This window comes from Klebsiella sp. AqSCr (assembly GCF_008452795.1).
Classification (GTDB): domain Bacteria; phylum Pseudomonadota; class Gammaproteobacteria; order Enterobacterales; family Enterobacteriaceae; genus Klebsiella; species Klebsiella pneumoniae.
Genome location: NZ_MJDM01000005.1, coordinates 3073089 through 3090381 on the forward strand (window position 1 = coordinate 3073089; position 17293 = coordinate 3090381).

The following is a 17293-nucleotide window of genomic DNA, read 5'->3' on the forward strand; positions in this document are numbered from 1 at the left end:
TTTATTTGTGGTTGAAGCTGTCTTTAGTGATTTTAATTTCGTAGGAGTAACGGCTGGCAGGATAGATCATTTCGACGTACTCCATCGGTTTTCTGTTAACGGATAGCGTGACTCTGGTGCAGGTCAGAACGACATCATGAACGGAGAGTTCGAGCAGTGAAGCTTCAGCGGAAGAGGGTTGGCGAGCGCTAATCGTTTCATAAGCTTCAAGTAGTTCAAGTCCCATTTTTTGTGCCAGTAGCTTATACAGGGAACCAAATTCAAGCAGCTCTTCTTCGGTAAAGGCATTATTTTCATCGATAGGGAGATAGGTTGTTTGAATGCCCATTGGGGTCGTGTTGTCGAAACGAACTCTCTTAATTCGCAAAACGCGGGTGTGACCGGAAAGCTGTAATGCATTACGAATAGGTTCATTGACGGAAACGAAGCCAAATTCAAGGATCTGCTGCTTTGGCGTTCCTTTACGCGCGAGGATATCATCGGTGAACCCATGAAGCTGGCGCTGGGAACGGCGGCTAAGCTCAGGAAGAACAAAGGTTCCGCGGCCATGTTCACTATGCAGATAGCCTTTCTGGCGTAAATGTTCGATAGCTTTACGCACGGTGGTACGGCTGGTTTGATAACGTTCGGCTAGCTCGCGTTCTGTGGGAATGGTTTCATTTTCTGGCCATTCATAGTTATCGATTTTTTCTTTAATGATAGTGAACAGATCCAGATATTTTAATGACTGTGAATCATTGCTTGAAGGGGAAGACAGGCCTGACATGTTTTTTTCGTTCCGTGGTTGGTACCAATGATGTTCTAACTGTAGTGGTTTTTAGATTTTGATGCAATTGAAGCCGATTCTGAAGAAGTGATTGATATTAGCTTTTTGTATTTTAAATGTTTTTTCTTTTGCTTGCGAATGTGAACGGTATCACGACTTGTTCTTTTGCTATAGTGGTATCCACCAATTTTCATTGTATACTTTTTACCATGAACAATCCTGGTAGAGATGACTACCCGAATATATAGAGGCTCTTTTCTTACAAAGGAAGTCGGTTTTTTATTTTACATAGGGATTTAGTATGTCTGAGGTGTTTATTGCGCTTTTGGTAGGTATTGTCACCGGGCTTATCTTTAGCATTTTCAAACTTCCAATACCTGCGCCACCGGTGCTACCGGGAATTATTGGTATTGTTGGCGTCTATCTTGGCAGTAAGGGTTATCACGTTATTATGCAAATTATTAGCTAATGGAATATCATTAAGGATAATAATAGTGTTTTCAATACCAAAGGTCATTTTGCATGAACATTTGGAAGGATCGGTGACGGCAAATTTAGCGGTGCACTTATCACGAAAAAATGGGATCGTAATTTCAGATGAATATATTAGACGTTGTGCGGTTCCTGGTGATTATGATTATGCGTGGGATAAATCAGACTTTGCACACTTTATAAAAATTTATGATTTTATTTCATCATTGATTAAAACGCCGGAAGATTATTATCTGGTGACGGCGGATTTTATCTCACGCAATGCGCAAGCAGGCATGATCTATTGTGAACTGCTTATTTCACCGGACCATATGATGAGGGTCGGCGATGGCAACGGTGAGAGCAATTATCTTGCCTGTTTGTATGAGGTGACTCGGGCAATAAAAGACGCTGAGGAACAATATGGTACGATCACACGCCTGCATGTTGTTCTTATCAGGCATGATGGAATAGAGCGAGCGGCTGCGGTTGTTGATCTTTTTATGAACCATCCTGACCCTTATATTGTTGGCGTTAATGTTGCCGGCCATGAAGGTATGCATCGTTTTAGTGACTATGTTCCTTCTCTCAGCATGCTCTATCAGCAAGGTCTGCGTGGCTCCTTACATGCCGGAGAGATCTGTGGTGCTGAAAGTGTCAAAGAGGCTTTAGCCGCCGGCGCTTCACGTATAGGTCACGGTATTCGCGCCATTGAGTGTCCGGAGCTTATCGCGGAACTCGTCGAGCAAGAGGTATTACTTGAAGTCTCATTAACCAGTAACCATTTGCTGATTAATGACATCCAACAGGGGAATAGTACTCATCCAATAAGAGCGCTTTATGATAGCGGCGTGAGGCTAAATCTTAATACTGACGATGCTGGTATTTGTTCAACGGATATATTAAAAGAATATCAATTTGCCATTAATGCATTTGGTTTTCAGCGTGCAGAACTGATTGATATTTCGATGATGGCTATTGAAGCCTCATTTGTTGCAAAGGATATTCAAAAAAGGCTTCTGGAAAAAATATACACAGCAGTTATCAGTGATGATGTTGATTTTTTTGCTATTGCACAGAAGTCCGTTCATTCTCCAGCGCTTCGCGCGAGATTTGCCAGAAGATACGAACAACTTACATCAACCAGATAATTATAATAGGGGTAGATCATGAAAAGGATAATTCCAGTTGCATCCATTGTATTGACCGGTCTGGCGGCGCATAGCGTTTACGCTGAACAGCCGCACGGTTTTATCGATTATCGTCACGAATATTTAGATAAGAAAAGAACCCATGCTGACCGCGTTGAGTTCGGGACCTTCTTTAGTAACGGTATTGGGTTAATGGGTGAACTGCGCTATAACACTCAGGAAGGAAATAAGGATAAATGGGATCCTTCTCAGTTTAATAACAACGGTTCTGGTCTTTCTATTGTGTATCGGTTTAAGCCGCTGGATGATAAAAATTTCTGGCTGGAGCCGATGTTCTGGTTAGATTCTACCGAATACTGGACTACCTACGAATATGGTTTATCCGCTGGATATAACTTCAGCAAAGAATGGCGCGTTTCCGGTCGTTTCCGTTATGACATGGATAAAGCCACCAGTAAATCAAAAGGCTATGGTAACGATGACCGCAATAACCGGCGTTACGACCTGTGGGTTGATTATCGCCCGGGTAATAGTAATTTCCAGTACCAGCTGAATCTTGTTTATTATAACAACGGTTATATCACATGGGATAATGGTAACGAAAACTATACCGCCTCATTTAAAGTCGGTTACAAATTTGGTTCATGGGTACCTTACGTCAGTATTGCCGATTATCGTGGTACCGATAAAACCACCGATGAACGTCAGGGCCGTTATCGTATGGGTTTAACTTATACTTTCTAAATTCAAAGTTAATATAATTAAATAAGAGGCTGTTATGATTAAAGTCTACCGGTACGCTATTGCTTTATCTTTATTAAGCTATATTCCTCTCTCTTTGGCGGAGGTGACAACGGTTGAATCAGATTCGTATGAAACCGTCGGGAATATTATTAAAAAGAAAGACGCTCGCTATCATCCAGAAAATGTCTTACTGGTCTTTGATATCGATAATACGGTTCTGACAGGCCAGCTCGAAGTGGGTAGCGATATCTGGTATCAATGGCAAACCAATAAACTACCGTTGAAACCCAGCCCTGAGCAGAAGGTTTCCTGTTTGTATGAGGACTCTATTGCGCTGCTTTATAACATCGGCACTATGACGTTAACCGAACCCGGACTCGCTGAGCAGATCAAATCATGGCAGGAGAAGCATAGCGTTTTTGCGCTGACCTCTCGTGCGCCTGATACCCGTTATGCTACCGAGCGTGAACTGAAAAAGAATGGCATAAACTTTAGCGTTTCACCGCTTAAGCTGCTGAATGAAAGCGATGCGCCTCTTTATGAAGGACGGCTTAAACGCTCTTATATTTATGGCAACGGTATTATGCTGTCATCCGGGCAGGATAAAGGTGTGATTCTTGATTTCTTACTCGATAAAACACAGCGTAAATTTAATTCTATAGTATTTGTTGATGATAGTATCGCTAATATCAATGCAATGAAGAATATGCTGGCGAGCGATAAATATAAAAACGTCGATTCCGTTCTGGTTCATTACACGAAAGTGGAATCAGACCTGATTAAGAAGCAGGGCGCAGTATTAACCGCTGAACAGGCACAGCGGATGAGCAGCGAGTGGACTAAACTCTCCAGCACGTTGCAGTCGATTTTCCCGGACAGAGTGCAGAGCTGTCGTTCTGATAAGAAATAATATTTCCGCTATGAGTAAAGATTAACGGCCATGTATTATAGCCGTTAATCTTACTTTTCGTAGGGTATTACCCCTCTTTCGGCAGATAGAGGCTGATCTGCTCCTGAGTACAGCCGTAAATCGCCGCCAGCTTCTCGCGGGTGCGCTTTTGCGGACGGGAGTCCAGCGCTTCCAGCTGTGACACCGCGGACTGGCTGATGCCAAGCTTTTCGGCTATCTCCTGCTGGGACATCCCGCGCAGGATGCGCCACGCGGCCTGCAGGCTGACGTTTTCTTTATGCATCACGTCGCATACTTCGCCCGGCAGCATGACGTCATCATAGATATCTGATTCATAAGGAATATCTTCCCAGTCGCTTTCATCCTCGTCGTCGTACTCCAGCAGAGCCAGGCGCATACGAAAGTAATCGCTGTAAGGAATGACGACATACTGGTCTTTTCCTTCTTCATCCTTGATGTACTGAATAGTCATATTCGGTATGTTCCTCATGAAGGTAGGTGGTGGTGGTTCGGCGTTTAACCGCCACGATGTAGCAGGTATCGCCCGGCGGATCCCCAAAGGTGTAGATGACTCTGTAATCACCTAATCGCAGCCGGTAGTGGTTTTCGGGAGAGGACAATTTTTTGATATCCGAGATAGGTGAAGCTTTATCATCCATCTTCTCCAGCCTGGATTTAATGCGGCTCTTATACCGAGTATCGATTTTAGAAAATTGCTTATCTGCCGTTTTTGACCAGACAATTTTCATCCGTACCTCCACTGTACGCCCACACAAAATATAAGGAAATAATAAGACTATTAGATAAATTCCGAATTTCTTATGGGGTACTGTAGAGCGGAGAAAAAACGCAGGTAAGAGGCAAAACGCAACCCGTCGAGGCGGCGCGGGAAGGCCTCTGCCGGGCGACAGAGGCTTGCAGAAAATGTGCGATCAGGCGTTCAATCCGCCATCCACGTCCAGCCCCGTACCGGAGATCTGCCCGGCGGCCGGGCTGGCGAGGAAGGTGACCGCCGCGGCGATGTCTTCCGGCTGGCCGTAGTGGCCGACCGCAATCATCTGGCGCTGGGCTTCCGCCTGTTCCCCATCCTCCGGGTTCATATCGCTGTTGGTCGGCCCTGGATGGACAAGGTTAACGGTGATCCCGCGAGGGCCTAAATCACGCGCCAGGCCACGGGTCAGGGCGTTGAGGGCGGACTTGGTCATGGCGTAAACCGCGATGCCCGGCATGGCCACGCGGTTAGCCAGACAGCTGCCGATGTTGATGATACGTCCGCCATCGGCCATATGCACCAGCGCTTCCTGGGTGGCGATGACCACCCCACGGATATTGACGTTGATAAGCGCGTCAATGTCCGCCAGCGTCATGGATTCCAGTGGACCGCCGCGGGCTATTCCGGCGTTGTTGACCAGAATGTCCAGCCCGCCGAGGGACCGGGCCGCATGGGTGACGGCATCCTGAATCGCCTGCGCGCTGGCGCTGTCGGCCTGTACCGCTTCGCCGTACCGACCCAGCGCCTTTATTTCATCGGCGACCGCCTGGGCTTTATCGGCCGATTTTTCATACGTAATAACCACATCGGCACCGGCGCGTGCCAGCGACAGCGCGATTGCGCGACCCAACCCACGGCTGGCACCGGTAACCAGCGCCTTCTTACCTGTTAAATCGATCTGCATGATGACCTCGTTGCGAGAGTGGTGAGCATCATCATTAGGTATAGACGGTCGGGGTGATTAACGGCTGAAGTATTCCACCTTCTCAAACGCCGCGCGCAGAACCTCAGGGGTTAACGTCACCGGTAAATAATGAATCGACTCGCCCGGGCGCAGGGTATGGGCAATGACCCGGTCCAGCTCTGCGCGGTTATTGATATCGACTTCCAGCGCCGCCAGGGTGGTCGGTAGGTTAAAGTGCTGATACGCCTGCACTAACTGCGCCAGCACATCGTCCTGACCAAGCAGGGCGCTCTGTACCAGAATGCCGTAGGCCACTTTGGTACCGTGGAGGAATTTATCCGTCTGCGGCAGCACCGTCAGTCCGTTGTGCACCGCATGGGCGGCGGCGACCCGGGTGTAACGTTCCCCCAGCCCGCCAACCATCCCGCCGCCGGCGATAATCGCCTCCACCACATCGCGAAACGCCTGGGTCAGATCGCCGCGGCGCTGGTCCGCCAGCGCCGTTTCGCTGCTGGCCAGCAGCACGTCGCGGATCGCCAGCGCGCCGTTAATCCCCAGCCGCACGGTGAGCGGCAGCGCCTTCGGCTGCGGCGCCAGCACCACTGCCTCATACCATTTGGCTAAGGTGTCGCCAATGCCCGCCAGCAGGTACTCCGCCGGGGCGTTGAGAATGATGCGCGGTTCGACCAGCACCAGGAAGTTGGCGTCATCGAAGATCTCAAAATTCAGGGCCTGTCCGGCGTCGCTATACCACACCGACAGCGGCGTCCACGCCGCGCAGGTGGCGGCGATAGTCGGGATGGCCACCAGCGGTACCCCCAGGCGGCGGGCCAGCACTTTCGCGCTGTCGAGCAGCGCGCCGCCGCCGACGCCAATCACTACCGCCCGATCGTCACCGGAGGCCTGCACCAGCCCCGCCACGTCGCGTTCGCTGCAGTGGCCGGTAAAGCGGATCTTTTTCGCCTCCGGCAGGTAGAAGGCCGCCGGCAGAAAAGGTTCGGCGCCGGCCAGAGCGCGCTCGCCATAGACCCACACCGCTCGCGAGAGCTGGTCGGCGTTAAAAAAATCGTTCAGCCGCTCAAGGCTGCCAGGATGGGAGAAATAGTTGGCCGGGCCGGGCACGACGCGGATATCGCTGTTGCTCATGGAAGCTGTCCTTATGGGTGTTGGGCTAACCTGATGTTATGTCTGGACATCCAGATGGCTAATATTATTTCGTTGTATCTTATGCTTTTTACGCAGTTGTCAGCCAGCGGCGGCTATGAAAAATTCGTTAAATCAGAAGATTAATTGCCGCACGGGAGCAGTGATGAGCGCGAATCGCCTTGAGATGCATAACATTAGCCTGGCCTTCTCCGGCTTTCAGGCGCTGAACAAGGTGGACTTTACCCTCCATGGCGGGTCGGTGCATGCCCTGACCGGGGCCAACGGCGCGGGTAAGTCGACGCTGATGGCCGTGCTGTGCGGCACCCACGCCCACTATGAGGGCGAAGTGACGATCAACAACCTGCCGGTCACCATTCGTTCGCCGCGGGATGCTAAACAGCTGGGGATCCACCTGGTGCAGCAGGAGGTGGACGTGGCGCTGGTGCCGGGCCTGAGCATTGCGGAAAACATTATGCTGGACAGGCTGGCGGAGCCGGGCATGACTTTCCGCTGGTCGCGGGTTCGGCAGCTGGCGCGCGAGGCGCTGGCGCAGCTGGATGTGGCGCTGGACGTCCGGCGCTCCATTGACAGCTGCACGCTCGCCGAAAAACAGCAAATCCTGCTGGCCCGCGCCCTGTCGCACCATTGCCGCTTTTTGATCCTCGATGAACCCACCGCGCCGTTGGATCAGCATGAAAGTGAGCGTCTGTTTGCGGTAGTACGCCGTCTGCAGCATCAGGGGATCGGGGTGGTGTTTATTTCGCATCGTATCCATGAGCTGAAGGCGATCTGCGACACCCTGACGGTGCTGCGCGACGGGCGGCTGATTGAGAGCGGCCCGATGGGGCCGCTGAGCGGCGAACAGATCGTCGAAAAGATGCTGGGCCACGAGCTGAGCGATATCTTCCCGCCGCCGCGCCCGCCGCACGGCGAAGAGGTGCTGTTGCAGGTTGACGGTCTGCATGATGAGGCGTTGCTGCAGGATATTTCGCTGCGCCTGCGGAAGGGGGAAATTCTGGGTATCGCCGGGCTGGCCGGCGCGGGCAAAACCGAGCTGTGCAAAGCGCTGTTCGGCGCCAGCAAAAGCCGGGTGCAGCGTGGCGAGCTGAACGGCCAGCCGTGGCGACCGCGCGATCCGGCCGACTCGGTGGGGCGCGGCCTGGCGCTGGTCCCGGAGGAGCGACGCAAAGAGGGCATTTTCATTGAAGAGCCGATCGCGATGAACCTGGCGGTCAGCGCCGATAACAGCTTTTCGCGCTGGAGCCTGTTTGGCCATCGGCAGGCCTGGCGCTGGGCGGAGGAGGTGATTGCCCGCCTCGGCGTGCGCGCTACCGGTCCCGGTCAGACGCTGCGCCGTCTTTCCGGCGGCAACCAGCAGAAGGTGGCCATTGGCAAATGGCTGCGCGGTGATGCCAACGTTTTGATTTTTGACGAACCGACCAAAGGGGTCGATGTGAAAGCGAAAACCGATCTGTTCATGCTGATCGATGGTCTGGCACGGGAAGGCAAAGGGGTGATTTATGCCTCGGGTGAATTCGCCGAGCTGGTCGGTTTATGCGACCGCATCTGCGTACTGTGGGACGGACGGATCGTAGCGGAGATCCCCGGCGCGGAAGCCCGGGAAGAGACACTGCTTTATTATTCAACCGGAGGAGCGGCAGCGTGAGCAAGGCCCTGGCAGTAAACGCGACGGTATCGGGCCGTCAGCGATTTTTTGATTTTCTCTATAAGTGGGGCATGTTGCTGACCGTGGTGCTGCTGGTGGCGGTCTTTGGCCTCGCCTCGGACAACTTCCTTGACCCGTTCAACATCATCAACATTCTGCGCTCGATTGCCATCGTGACGGTGATTGCCATTGGGGTGTCGATTTCCCTCACCATCGGCGGCTTCGATCTGTCAGTGGGATCGACGGCATCGCTGGCTAACGCGCTGGTGATTTCCCTGTTTGTCTGGCATGGCCTGGGGACCACCGAAGCGATTCTGATAACCCTCGCGCTCTGCACCCTGGTGGGGCTGTTTAACGCCTTTCTGATCGTGGTGCTGCGCATTCCTGACATGCTCGCCACCCTGGCCAGCCTGTTTGTGATTCAGGGCGTGGCAATGACCTACAGCTATGGTGGGTCGATTACCGAAAACATGGTGCTGCCGAGCGGCGAGATGGCGGAGGGTACTATCCCGGCGGCCTTTGGCGCGCTGGGGCAGGTGCCGACCATCGTCATTATCATGCTGGTGGTGACGCTGATCGCCCAGCTGGCGCTGTCGTTCACTACCCACGGACGGCGGATGTACGCCATCGGCGGCAACCCGGAGGCGGCGCGGCTCTCCGGCCTGCGGATCACGCGTTACAAAGTCGCAGCATACGTGATTGCCTCGCTGCTGGCCGGGCTGGGCGGCATTCTGCTGGCCTCGCGCATCGGCTCTTCGCAGGTCAACGCCGGCGGCGGCTATCTGATGGACGCGGTGGCCGCGGCATGGATCGGCTTTTCGCTGGCGGGCTCCGGCAAACCAAACGCCCTGGGGACGCTGGTGGGGGCGGTGATCCTCGGCGTGCTCTCCAACGGGCTGGTGATGCTCTCGGTGCCGTATTACGCGATGGACATTATTAAAGGGTTGGTGCTGGCTGGCGCGCTGGCACTGACCTATTTTCAGCGCCGTACTTAACATTTTACAGGGTAAACAGCATGAAAAAGATCGCACTCTCTCTGATGACGCTGGGTCTGCTGCAGTCGACGGCGGCGCTGGCCACCGCCCCGACGCCGGTGCCGGCGGCGATTGCCGAACACAACGGCCCGATCCGCATTGCCGTGATCCGCAACCTCGGGTCTGACGATAACACCACCCAGTTTGTCGCCGGGGCGTTGCAGGAAGGCAAAAAGCTCGGTTTCAAAATCAGCACCTTCCTGAGCAACGGCGATGACGCCAAATTCCAGGACTTCGTCAACCAGGCCATCAGCCAGAAATACGATGGCATTATTCTCTCCCAGGGGCGTGACCCGTATTCCACCGCCCTGGTGAAGAAGGCGGTGGACGCCGGGATCAAAGTGGCGGTGTTCGATACCGCGGTAAGCGGTGAGATCCCCGGGGTGACGGTCAGCCAGCAGGATGACGCCTCACTGACCGAGCTCTCTTTTGGCCAGCTGGTGAAAGATTTCAACGGCAAGGCCAACATCGTCAAGTTGTGGGTGGCGGGCTTCCCGCCGATGGAGCGCCGTCAGGCGGCTTACCAGACGCTGCTGAAGCAAAATCCGGGGATTAAAGAGCTGGAGTCGATCGGCGCCGTGTCATCCGATGTGCAGGGCGACACTGCCAACAAGGTGGGGGCGATCCTCGCCAAGTATCCGAAAGGGAAAATTGACGCGATCTGGGGCGCCTGGGATGCCTTTAGCCAGGGAGCCTATAAAGCGCTGAAAGAGAACGGCCGCACCGAGATCAAACTCTACAGCATTGATATTTCCAACCAGGATTTGCAGCTGATGCGCGAAGCCGGCAGCCCGTGGAAGGTGAGCGTGGCGGTGGATCCGAAGCTTATCGGCGCGACCAACGTGCGGCTGATCGCCAACAAGATCGCCGGCGAGCCGACGCCAGCCACCTACGACTTCAAGGCGGCAGCGATTCCCCAGGCGCTGCTGGCGGCCCAGCCGGGGGCGGTGAACGTGGCGTCGCTGGGGAAAATTATCCCTGGCTGGGGCCAGACCGAAGACTTTATCGCGCCGTGGTTCGCGACGCTGGAAGCGAAGAACAAATAAAATCAAGCCGGGTGGCGGTGGGCGGCGGCCTGGTGCCCTCACCCCGGCCCTCTCCGCAGGGAGAGGGGGAAAACCATACCACCGGGCGAGAGGGATCCCCTATGTCAGCATTACCTTCCCCCGAATACAGCCGCAATATGCGGCTGATTGGCCATAGCGATCAGGGCGGTCGTCCGGACGGCGTGCAGCTGATGGTGCACCGCGGATTCGCCTATATCGGCCATATGGTGTCGCAGGGCTTTTCCGTGGTCGATGTTCGCGATCCGACCCGGCCCACCACCGTCAACTATATTGCCGCGCCGCCGGGCACCTGGAACGTGCATCTGCAGGCGCATGACGATCTGCTGCTGGTGATCAACGCCCGGGATCTGTTTGCTGACGCCCGTTTTGCTGATGAGAAGGTGTACTACACCCGCTCGGTGGGTGACACGGTCAGCGATGTGCAGGACAAGGGGTGGAGCGCCGGGCTGCGCATCTTTGATATTTCCACTCCCGCGCAGCCGCGGGAAATCAGTTTCCTGTCGCTTAACGGCATCGGTATTCACCGCATCTGGTACGTCGGCGGGCGCTGGGCGTATGTGTCCGCGCTGATCGACGGTTTTACCGACTACATCTTCCTGACCATCGATCTGGCCGATCCGCGTAAGCCCGAAGTAGCCGGGCGCTGGTGGCTGCCGGGGATGCACCAGGCGGGCGGTGAAACACCGGACTGGCCGCAGGGCAAACGCTATGCGCTGCATCACGCCATTATTGCCGGGGATACCGCCTACGGCAGCTGGCGCGACGGCGGCCTGACGCTGCTGGATGTCAAAGACCGTACCCAGCCGAGGCTGATTAGTCATCGCAACTGGAGCCCGCCGTTCGGCGGCGGAACGCATACCGCGCTGCCGCTGCCGGATCGCGATCTGCTGGTGGTGCTGGATGAAGCGGTGCTCGACAACCAGGAGGACGGCGAGAAGCTGATCTGGCTGTTTGATATCCGCGAGCCAACCAACCCGGTGAGCATCGCCACCTTCCCGCCGCCGGATGAAGCGGATTACGTGGCGAAAGGGGCGCATTTCGGTCCGCACAACCTGCATGAGAACCGGCCGGGGAGCTTTGTCAGCTCAACGCTGATTTTTGCCACGTATCAGAATGCCGGCGTGCGGGCTTACGATATTTCCAACCCGTATCGCCCGCTGGAGACCGGGGCGCTGGTCCCGGCTGCGCCTGAGAGAATGATGGATACCCGTCCCGGCCGCCCGCGGGTGATCCAGTCCTGTGACGTGTTTGTCGATGCGCAAGGCATTATCTACAGCACCGATTACAACGGCGGGCTATCGGTGATTGAGTATCTGGGGTGAGGGTAAGGTAAACGCAAAATTGTACTCGGATGTCTGCCGGGTGGCGGCTTTCGCCTTACCCGGCCTACGAAAGAGTGCAAGATCAAACCGTTATGCGGCTATCTGTAGGCCCGGCAAGCGCAGCGCCGCCGGGCAATCCCAGAAAATGGCACTTTTTTAGGGGGTGCTCCCTCTCCCTGTGGGAGAGGGTTGGGGTGAGGGGAAACAGGCGCACTCAGCTGTACTGGCGTACCCGCGCCAGCAGCTCGTCGACGCTGTCGATACGCTCGGCCAGCACGATCAGCGCTCTGCCCAGGGTAATGGCGTGGCGCAGGCACTCATGACGCATGGCGTCGTCCTGGATAGTGTCGATATCCGCGACGTGCGACAGTCCGACGCTGCGGCGGATCAGTTCGCTGCCGCAGAAGCCGACCGCGTCCGCCCAGACTTTCTTCAGAAAGGCGGAGGCATAGCCGGGGTAAGCCAGCGCCGCGTCGCGGGTTTTCTCCGCCGCCAGCGCCTGGAAGCGCTCGGCAAAGGTGGTCCACAGCTGGTGGATGTCGTTCAGCCTCTGCTCGCGCGCGGCGGCGGCATCGCGAATGCCGAGCTGGCCCGGCAGGCCGCAGTAGTTAAGCAGCAGGTTGCCGATGGCGGTGCCGATATCGAAGCCGATGGGGCCGAAGTAGCCGAACTCGGCGTCGATGGCCTTCAGGCTACCTTCGGCAACGAAGATCGACCCGCTGTGGATATCGCCGTGCAGTAGCGCTTCCGCATGGGCAAAGAAACGGTGCTTCAGCGCCGCCACCGCCAGCTTAAGCTGGGCGTCGTCGCGCAGGGCGGCGACATCGGCCTCCAGCTCCGCCGGGTAGTTATTGCGCTCGTGGATCTGATACGGGTCGTTAAAGAACAGATCCTCGGTGATCTCGCACATCGCCGGGTTAATAAACTGCGCCACCTGCGCCTTTTTCTCGTGGGGATGGAGGTAGAAATCGCTGGTGTGGAACAACACCTGCGCCAGATAGTCGCCAAGCTGGCGGGCCGCCTGGGGATAGTAGACGTTAGCGATAAGCTCTCCGCGCCAGATGCGGTGGTCGGAAAGATCTTCCATCACCATCACCGCCAGCTCGGGATCAAAGTGATGGATTTTTACCGTGTGCTGCGGGCTGTGCTGATAGTGGGCGACCAGGGTCTGCGCTTCGAGACGGGCGCGGTCGAGGGTCAGCGGCCAGGATTCGCCGACGCAGCGCACGTAGGGCAGGGCCTGTTTGACGATCGCCCGGCTGACGCCCTGACGATCGAACACTTTAAACACCAGATTGAGGTTGCCATCGCCCACTTCCTGCGCGCTGACCAGCTCAGATGGGTTGTCGATGCCGGCGAACTGTTGCGCGTAAGCCACGGCATCGTGGGCGGTGAAGGTATGGTATTGCGACATTGCCTCGATCCTCGAATTCTGATTAAGCCGTTCAGACGTCTATACTTCTGGATTCCATCCTGACACAATGTGATACAACAACGCAACAGGGATTTAACGACATGCAGACATTACAGACCACCAGCCTGCGGGTGAGTGAAAATCAGCTTTTTATTCTCGACCAGCAGGCCTTGCCGCAGGAAACACGCTGGCTGGCGGCGGATAACGTTGCGCTGCTGGTGGACCATATTCATACCCTGCGGGTGCGCGGCGCGCCGCTGATTGGCCTGTCAGCCAGCCTGCTGCTGGCTCTGCTGGCCCAGCGCGGCCTGAACCGGGATGCACTCCAGCAGGCGCTGGAGACGCTGCGCGCGGCGCGGCCGACGGCGGTCAACCTGATGAATAATCTGGATCGCATGAAGCAGGCGCTGGCCCGGGAGGATTACCCGCAGGCGCTGGAAGCGGAAGCCTTGCGTCTGGTCGAAGAAGATAAACAGCTGTGCGACCGCATCGCTGAGGCGGGCAGTGCGCTGGTGAAGCCCGGCAGTCGACTGCTGACCCACTGCAACACCGGTGGCCTGGCGACCGCCGGGGTAGGGACCGCCCTGGGCGTTATCGCGCTGGCGCACCGGCAGGGAAGAGTGACCAACGTATGGGTTGATGAAACCCGGCCGCTGCTGCAGGGCGGTCGTTTAACCGCCTGGGAGCTGGGCGAGCTGGGCGTGCCCTATCAGCTGATCGCCGATTCAATGGCCGCCAGCCTGATGGCGCAGGGGCAGGTGGATGCGGTGTGGGTCGGCGCCGACCGTATCGCCGCCAACGGCGACGTGGCGAATAAAATCGGCACCTATTCTCTGGCGGTTTTGGCCCATTATCACCAGATCCCGTTTTACGTCGCTGCCCCGCAGACCACCCTCGACCGCCATTGCCCGAACGGGGCGGCGATCCCCATTGAGCAGCGCGCGGCGGCGGAAGTGACCGGAGTGGCGGGCAGCTTCGGCGCGGTACAGTGGGCGCCGACGGGGGCCGCCGTTTACAATCCGGCGTTCGACGTCACGCCTGCTGGGCTGATAAGCGGCTGGGTGCTGGACAGCGGGGTGGTCACCCCGGCGCAGGTCGCCGCCGGGGCGTTTGCGCCGGACAACGGATAACGGACGTCGTGCCGGGCCTGGAAAAAAAGGTTTTCCCGGGCCCGGACAAACACCGCGCCGCTACGGCAGGACCATGGCTACCGCCGGGGCGGATGATCGGTCGATACGCTGACCGAGGGCGGTAATAGCCGCCTGGAAGGGACACAGCGTACCGACGTCGGTCTGACGGCAGCCCGGCTGATGCCACTCCTGACGCAGCATCGGGTGCTGCGCGTCCGGCGTCTGCAGACGACGCAGGTCGTCGAGGCCCTGGGCCTGGAAATAGACCCGCAGATAGCGTTCTCCGCTCTTCGCGTTGCGCCAGCGCTCCAGCACCAGGCTACTGCCCGGCGGGATATTTCCCCGGCTGTAGCCCGGCAGCTGCCAGCTAAAGTTCATCAGCGTGCGCACCATGGCGATATTGGTGTCATGGGCCACCAGCAGCAGCCAGCGTACGTTCGGATCCGCCTCCGGTTTGACGCCATCGAGCATAGCGTTGAGCAGCACCGACCCGCGTTTTTGCGCGGTATACAACACATCGTTACTCAGATCGTAGTTTTCCGTTAACAGCGGCAGCAGGGCGGTGATCTGCCTGGCCTGGGTGATCTTGCCCCACGCCAGCTGGCTGAGAGGCAGGTTTTCACTCCAGCCGAGACGCAGCGTCTCCACCATATTGGCCATCACGCTCAGTCCGCTAATGGTGGTCTTCCCACTTTTGCTCTGCTCGACCTGCCACGGGGTATCGAAGATCGGGCAGGGCTTATCGGCCTGACAAACCGCCTGTTTCAATAGCTGGATGGTCGGCGCCAGCGCCTGCCGACGCTGCGCCAGATCCCCGGCCTTCTCTTTCACCGCCGCCAGCTGGCGGGCGGGGTCGGTTTGCGTGGCGGCGAACTTGTCGGTCTGAAACAGGGGATCGGCATCCCCGCTGACATAATGGATAGCGACGCCGCAGCCGGGGAAGGCGCCATCCACCAGCGCCTGGGCGGTCGCTCGCGTCCGCTGCAACGGGCTGGCGCGCACGTATATCGACTCCGCCGTCGGGCATCCGGCCTGCAGCAGGCCGAGCTGGCGGTAATGCTGGCCTTCCGCACGCCCTTTGTTGACCACGGCGGCATAGCCATGGCCGGTGAGCTCCCCGTCATGGGTGGTCCACTCGGTCCACGGTCGGCCGGTGGCGGCCTCGATGGCTTCCCGGTTGCCGGCCGTCGGCGGACGAATACCGTGGCGGCTGAGCTCGACCACTTTCTCCAGCTGCCAGTCCGCGGCGGCGGCAGATTGCAGCGCCAGCAGCGGCAGCGCGCAGGCGATAAACAGGCGTAACAGCCCCTGATGTCTTGCAGGCATCATATCTTCTTCCTTATTCGTTAATCGGTTATGAGGAGAACGAGGTCTGCCGTTCGACGGCATGGCGCCGGGCGACGATGGCGGCAGTGGTAAAACAGAGTAGCGCGGAACCCAGACCGGTACCCACCCAGAACAGCGCCAACGTGCTGAAATCATACAGCGTTTTGCCGTTTTCAAGGATAGCCGTTTTATCAATAATGATCCCGGTGAGAAACTCGCCCAGGCCGGCGCCGGCGTAGCTGGCGATGCCGATGGTGCCGAGCGCGGCCCCGGCGGCCTTGCGCGAAGAGATATCGACGGCGATCAGCCCGCCGAGGAAGCAGGTCAGAGCGCCAATGGTGGCCCCGAAGATAATCATCGCCAGAATATCAGTGTAGTAATTGTGCGGCGACCAGAGCATCAGGGCGAAGCCGGCGGTGTTCAGCAGGCTGATGAATCCGGCCATCACGCTGCGGTTGCGCGGGAAAAAGCGGTCGGAGAGCATGCCGGCGATGATGGTCCCGGCGATGCCGGCGATAGCGTTGACGCCGATAATCCCGGACGCCTCCAGGGTGGAATAAGCTTTATCCTGCTCGAGAAAGAAGATCCCCCAGGAGTTGACGGCGTAGCGGTCGATGTACATAAAGGCGGAGGCGAGGGCGAGGGTCCACAGCGCCGGGTTGCGCAGCGCCAGCAGCTGGTTTTTAAACACCGAGCCGCGGGCTTCGACCTCCTCCTGCGGTTCATCGCGGATGACGTTGATGGACGGGAAGCCGCTGCTCTGCGGCGAATCGTGCATGAACAGCACCAGCAGCACCACGCCGGCGGCGCCGAGCGCGGCGGTGGACAGGTAGCCCATCTGCCAGCCAAACCCGGCGATCACCGCGGCGATCACCATATAGGTCACCGCCTCGCCGATATTATGCGCCGTCGACCAGATGCCATAGAAGGTGCCGCGCTCCTTAACGCCGTACCAGCGCGCCAGCGAGACCGCGCAGGGGCCGACGCCCATCGACTGCGCCCAACCGTTGATCCCCCAGAAGATGGCCAGCAGCAGGGCGTTGGTGGTCATCCCCATCATCAGGTTCATCCCGGCGCTGAGCAATAAACCGAGGCTCATATAGCGCACCACGTTGGCGTGATCGGCGATAAACCCATTGACCAGTTTGCCGATGGCGTAGCTGAAGAACAGGGTAGAGCCGATCATGCCGAGCTCCGTCGGGGTGATCCCCAGCTCCACCAGCGCGCTTTTGGCGACGGTGAAGGATAACCGGCAGACGTAAAAGGTGACGTAGGCCAGGGTCATGGCGATAAAGGTTTGCCAGCGCACCCGGCGAAAACGGTGTTCATCAAACGCGGCGCCCGCTTTCGGCGGCGACGCCCGGAAAAAAGCGATAATTCCAGACATAGGTGGTTCTCCGCAGGTCGGAGGCCTGACTGATTGATGTGGTTCGTCCGTGAATGAAGTTATCGTTACTGTGTAGAGTACAT

17 protein-coding genes are annotated in these 17293 nt (G+C 57.0%); 9 read left to right on the top strand and 8 right to left on the bottom strand.

Annotation, left to right across the window (positions count from 1 at the left end; all coding sequences use genetic code 11):
- Nucleotide 1: 1 nt before the first annotated feature.
- The gene (locus BHE81_RS19050) at nucleotides 2-766 is read right to left on the bottom strand and encodes a GntR family transcriptional regulator (protein ID WP_023302184.1); all 765 of its coding nucleotides are present in this window, start codon (nucleotides 764-766) and stop codon (nucleotides 2-4) included.
- Nucleotides 767-1067: 301 nt separating this feature from the next.
- Here BHE81_RS19050 and BHE81_RS28295 point away from each other — a divergent pair, with 301 nt between their 5' ends.
- The 4 genes from BHE81_RS28295 to BHE81_RS19065 are packed head-to-tail and all read left to right on the top strand — an operon-like array spanning nucleotide 1068 to nucleotide 4042.
- Nucleotides 1068-1235 (top strand): XapX domain-containing protein, encoded by a 168-nt coding sequence (locus BHE81_RS28295; protein WP_023302183.1) that lies wholly within the window; start codon nucleotides 1068-1070, stop codon nucleotides 1233-1235.
- 25 nt (nucleotides 1236-1260) lie between these two features.
- On the top strand, nucleotides 1261-2388 hold the full coding sequence (locus BHE81_RS19055; RefSeq protein WP_023302182.1) for an adenosine deaminase family protein: 1128 nt from the start codon (nucleotides 1261-1263) through the stop codon (nucleotides 2386-2388).
- Between the two features lie 18 nt (nucleotides 2389-2406).
- Nucleotides 2407-3132: an oligogalacturonate-specific porin KdgM family protein gene (locus tag BHE81_RS19060; RefSeq protein ID WP_023302181.1), complete on the top strand. Its 726-nt coding sequence runs from the start codon at nucleotides 2407-2409 to the stop codon at nucleotides 3130-3132.
- Nucleotides 3133-3166: 34 nt separating this feature from the next.
- On the top strand, nucleotides 3167-4042 hold the full coding sequence (locus BHE81_RS19065) for a DUF2608 domain-containing protein (protein ID WP_023302180.1): 876 nt from the start codon (nucleotides 3167-3169) through the stop codon (nucleotides 4040-4042).
- A gap of 67 nt (nucleotides 4043-4109) precedes the next feature.
- On the opposite strand, the gene BHE81_RS19070 is transcribed toward BHE81_RS19065, so the two are convergent.
- The 4 genes from BHE81_RS19070 to BHE81_RS19085 all read right to left on the bottom strand — a co-directional run bounded on the left by BHE81_RS19070 (nucleotide 4110) and on the right by BHE81_RS19085 (nucleotide 6864).
- Nucleotides 4110-4514, bottom strand: a complete 405-nt coding sequence (locus BHE81_RS19070) for a helix-turn-helix domain-containing protein (protein WP_023302179.1) — start codon at nucleotides 4512-4514, stop codon at nucleotides 4110-4112.
- Nucleotides 4489-4791: a type II toxin-antitoxin system RelE family toxin gene (locus tag BHE81_RS19075; RefSeq protein ID WP_023302178.1), complete on the bottom strand. Its 303-nt coding sequence runs from the start codon at nucleotides 4789-4791 to the stop codon at nucleotides 4489-4491. Before BHE81_RS19075 ends, BHE81_RS19070 begins: the two co-directional genes overlap by 26 nt.
- 183 nt (nucleotides 4792-4974) lie before the next feature.
- Entirely contained in the window at nucleotides 4975-5718 is a 744-nt protein-coding gene (locus BHE81_RS19080; RefSeq protein WP_023342935.1) for an SDR family NAD(P)-dependent oxidoreductase, read from the bottom strand.
- Between the two features lie 57 nt (nucleotides 5719-5775).
- Nucleotides 5776-6864: an oxidoreductase gene (locus tag BHE81_RS19085; protein WP_110246411.1), complete on the bottom strand. Its 1089-nt coding sequence runs from the start codon at nucleotides 6862-6864 to the stop codon at nucleotides 5776-5778.
- 163 nt (nucleotides 6865-7027) lie between these two features.
- Here BHE81_RS19085 and BHE81_RS19090 point away from each other — a divergent pair, with 163 nt between their 5' ends.
- From BHE81_RS19090 to BHE81_RS19105, 4 genes are all read left to right on the top strand, one after another.
- Entirely contained in the window at nucleotides 7028-8530 is a 1503-nt protein-coding gene (locus BHE81_RS19090) for a sugar ABC transporter ATP-binding protein (RefSeq protein ID WP_004183363.1), read from the top strand.
- A complete protein-coding gene (locus BHE81_RS19095; protein WP_004176906.1) occupies nucleotides 8527-9525 on the top strand; it encodes an ABC transporter permease in 999 nt (332 codons plus the stop codon). Before BHE81_RS19090 ends, BHE81_RS19095 begins: the two co-directional genes overlap by 4 nt.
- Before the next feature lie 20 nt (nucleotides 9526-9545).
- Nucleotides 9546-10610: a sugar ABC transporter substrate-binding protein gene (locus tag BHE81_RS19100; RefSeq protein WP_023342933.1), complete on the top strand. Its 1065-nt coding sequence runs from the start codon at nucleotides 9546-9548 to the stop codon at nucleotides 10608-10610.
- 101 nt (nucleotides 10611-10711) lie between these two features.
- On the top strand, nucleotides 10712-11953 hold the full coding sequence (locus BHE81_RS19105; RefSeq protein ID WP_004210861.1) for an LVIVD repeat-containing protein: 1242 nt from the start codon (nucleotides 10712-10714) through the stop codon (nucleotides 11951-11953).
- A gap of 214 nt (nucleotides 11954-12167) precedes the next feature.
- Here BHE81_RS19105 and mtnK read toward each other — a convergent pair whose 3' ends face one another.
- Nucleotides 12168-13367 carry an S-methyl-5-thioribose kinase gene (gene mtnK, locus BHE81_RS19110; protein WP_004151657.1) on the bottom strand — a complete coding sequence of 400 codons (1200 nt, stop codon included), beginning with the start codon at nucleotides 13365-13367 and terminating at the stop codon, nucleotides 12168-12170.
- A 101-nt stretch (nucleotides 13368-13468) separates the two neighbouring features.
- On the opposite strand from mtnK, the gene mtnA reads away from it, so the two are divergent.
- Nucleotides 13469-14497 (top strand): S-methyl-5-thioribose-1-phosphate isomerase, encoded by a 1029-nt coding sequence (gene mtnA, locus BHE81_RS19115; RefSeq protein ID WP_110246413.1) that lies wholly within the window; start codon nucleotides 13469-13471, stop codon nucleotides 14495-14497.
- Nucleotides 14498-14557: 60 nt separating this feature from the next.
- Here mtnA and BHE81_RS19120 read toward each other — a convergent pair whose 3' ends face one another.
- Together BHE81_RS19120 and BHE81_RS19125 are read right to left on the bottom strand one after the other, a co-directional pair.
- Nucleotides 14558-15826 carry a histidine phosphatase family protein gene (locus BHE81_RS19120; protein WP_004151656.1) on the bottom strand — a complete coding sequence of 423 codons (1269 nt, stop codon included), beginning with the start codon at nucleotides 15824-15826 and terminating at the stop codon, nucleotides 14558-14560.
- Nucleotides 15827-15851: 25 nt separating this feature from the next.
- Complete coding sequence (locus BHE81_RS19125; RefSeq protein WP_002894151.1) at nucleotides 15852-17210, bottom strand: MFS transporter; 1359 nt, start codon at nucleotides 17208-17210, stop codon at nucleotides 15852-15854.
- Between the last annotated feature and the right edge of the window lie 83 nt (nucleotides 17211-17293).

Bases quoted from the DNA above. Each gene is read 5' to 3' on its own strand.
- BHE81_RS19050 (WP_023302184.1), bottom strand. From the start codon at position 766: ATGTCAGGCCTGTCTTCCCCTTCAAGCAATGATTCACAGTCATTAAAA.
- BHE81_RS28295 (WP_023302183.1), top strand. From the start codon at position 1,068: ATGTCTGAGGTGTTTATTGCGCTTTTGGTAGGTATTGTCACCGGGCTT.
- BHE81_RS19060 (WP_023302181.1), top strand. From the start codon at position 2,407: ATGAAAAGGATAATTCCAGTTGCATCCATTGTATTGACCGGTCTGGCG.
- BHE81_RS19065 (WP_023302180.1), top strand. From the start codon at position 3,167: ATGATTAAAGTCTACCGGTACGCTATTGCTTTATCTTTATTAAGCTAT.
- BHE81_RS19070 (WP_023302179.1), bottom strand. From the start codon at position 4,514: ATGACTATTCAGTACATCAAGGATGAAGAAGGAAAAGACCAGTATGTC.
- BHE81_RS19075 (WP_023302178.1), bottom strand. From the start codon at position 4,791: ATGAAAATTGTCTGGTCAAAAACGGCAGATAAGCAATTTTCTAAAATC.
- BHE81_RS19080 (WP_023342935.1), bottom strand. From the start codon at position 5,718: ATGCAGATCGATTTAACAGGTAAGAAGGCGCTGGTTACCGGTGCCAGC.
- BHE81_RS19085 (WP_110246411.1), bottom strand. From the start codon at position 6,864: ATGAGCAACAGCGATATCCGCGTCGTGCCCGGCCCGGCCAACTATTTC.
- BHE81_RS19090 (WP_004183363.1), top strand. From the start codon at position 7,028: ATGAGCGCGAATCGCCTTGAGATGCATAACATTAGCCTGGCCTTCTCC.
- BHE81_RS19100 (WP_023342933.1), top strand. From the start codon at position 9,546: ATGAAAAAGATCGCACTCTCTCTGATGACGCTGGGTCTGCTGCAGTCG.
- BHE81_RS19105 (WP_004210861.1), top strand. From the start codon at position 10,712: ATGTCAGCATTACCTTCCCCCGAATACAGCCGCAATATGCGGCTGATT.
- mtnK (WP_004151657.1), bottom strand. From the start codon at position 13,367: ATGTCGCAATACCATACCTTCACCGCCCACGATGCCGTGGCTTACGCG.
- mtnA (WP_110246413.1), top strand. From the start codon at position 13,469: ATGCAGACATTACAGACCACCAGCCTGCGGGTGAGTGAAAATCAGCTT.
- BHE81_RS19120 (WP_004151656.1), bottom strand. From the start codon at position 15,826: ATGATGCCTGCAAGACATCAGGGGCTGTTACGCCTGTTTATCGCCTGC.
- BHE81_RS19125 (WP_002894151.1), bottom strand. From the start codon at position 17,210: ATGTCTGGAATTATCGCTTTTTTCCGGGCGTCGCCGCCGAAAGCGGGC.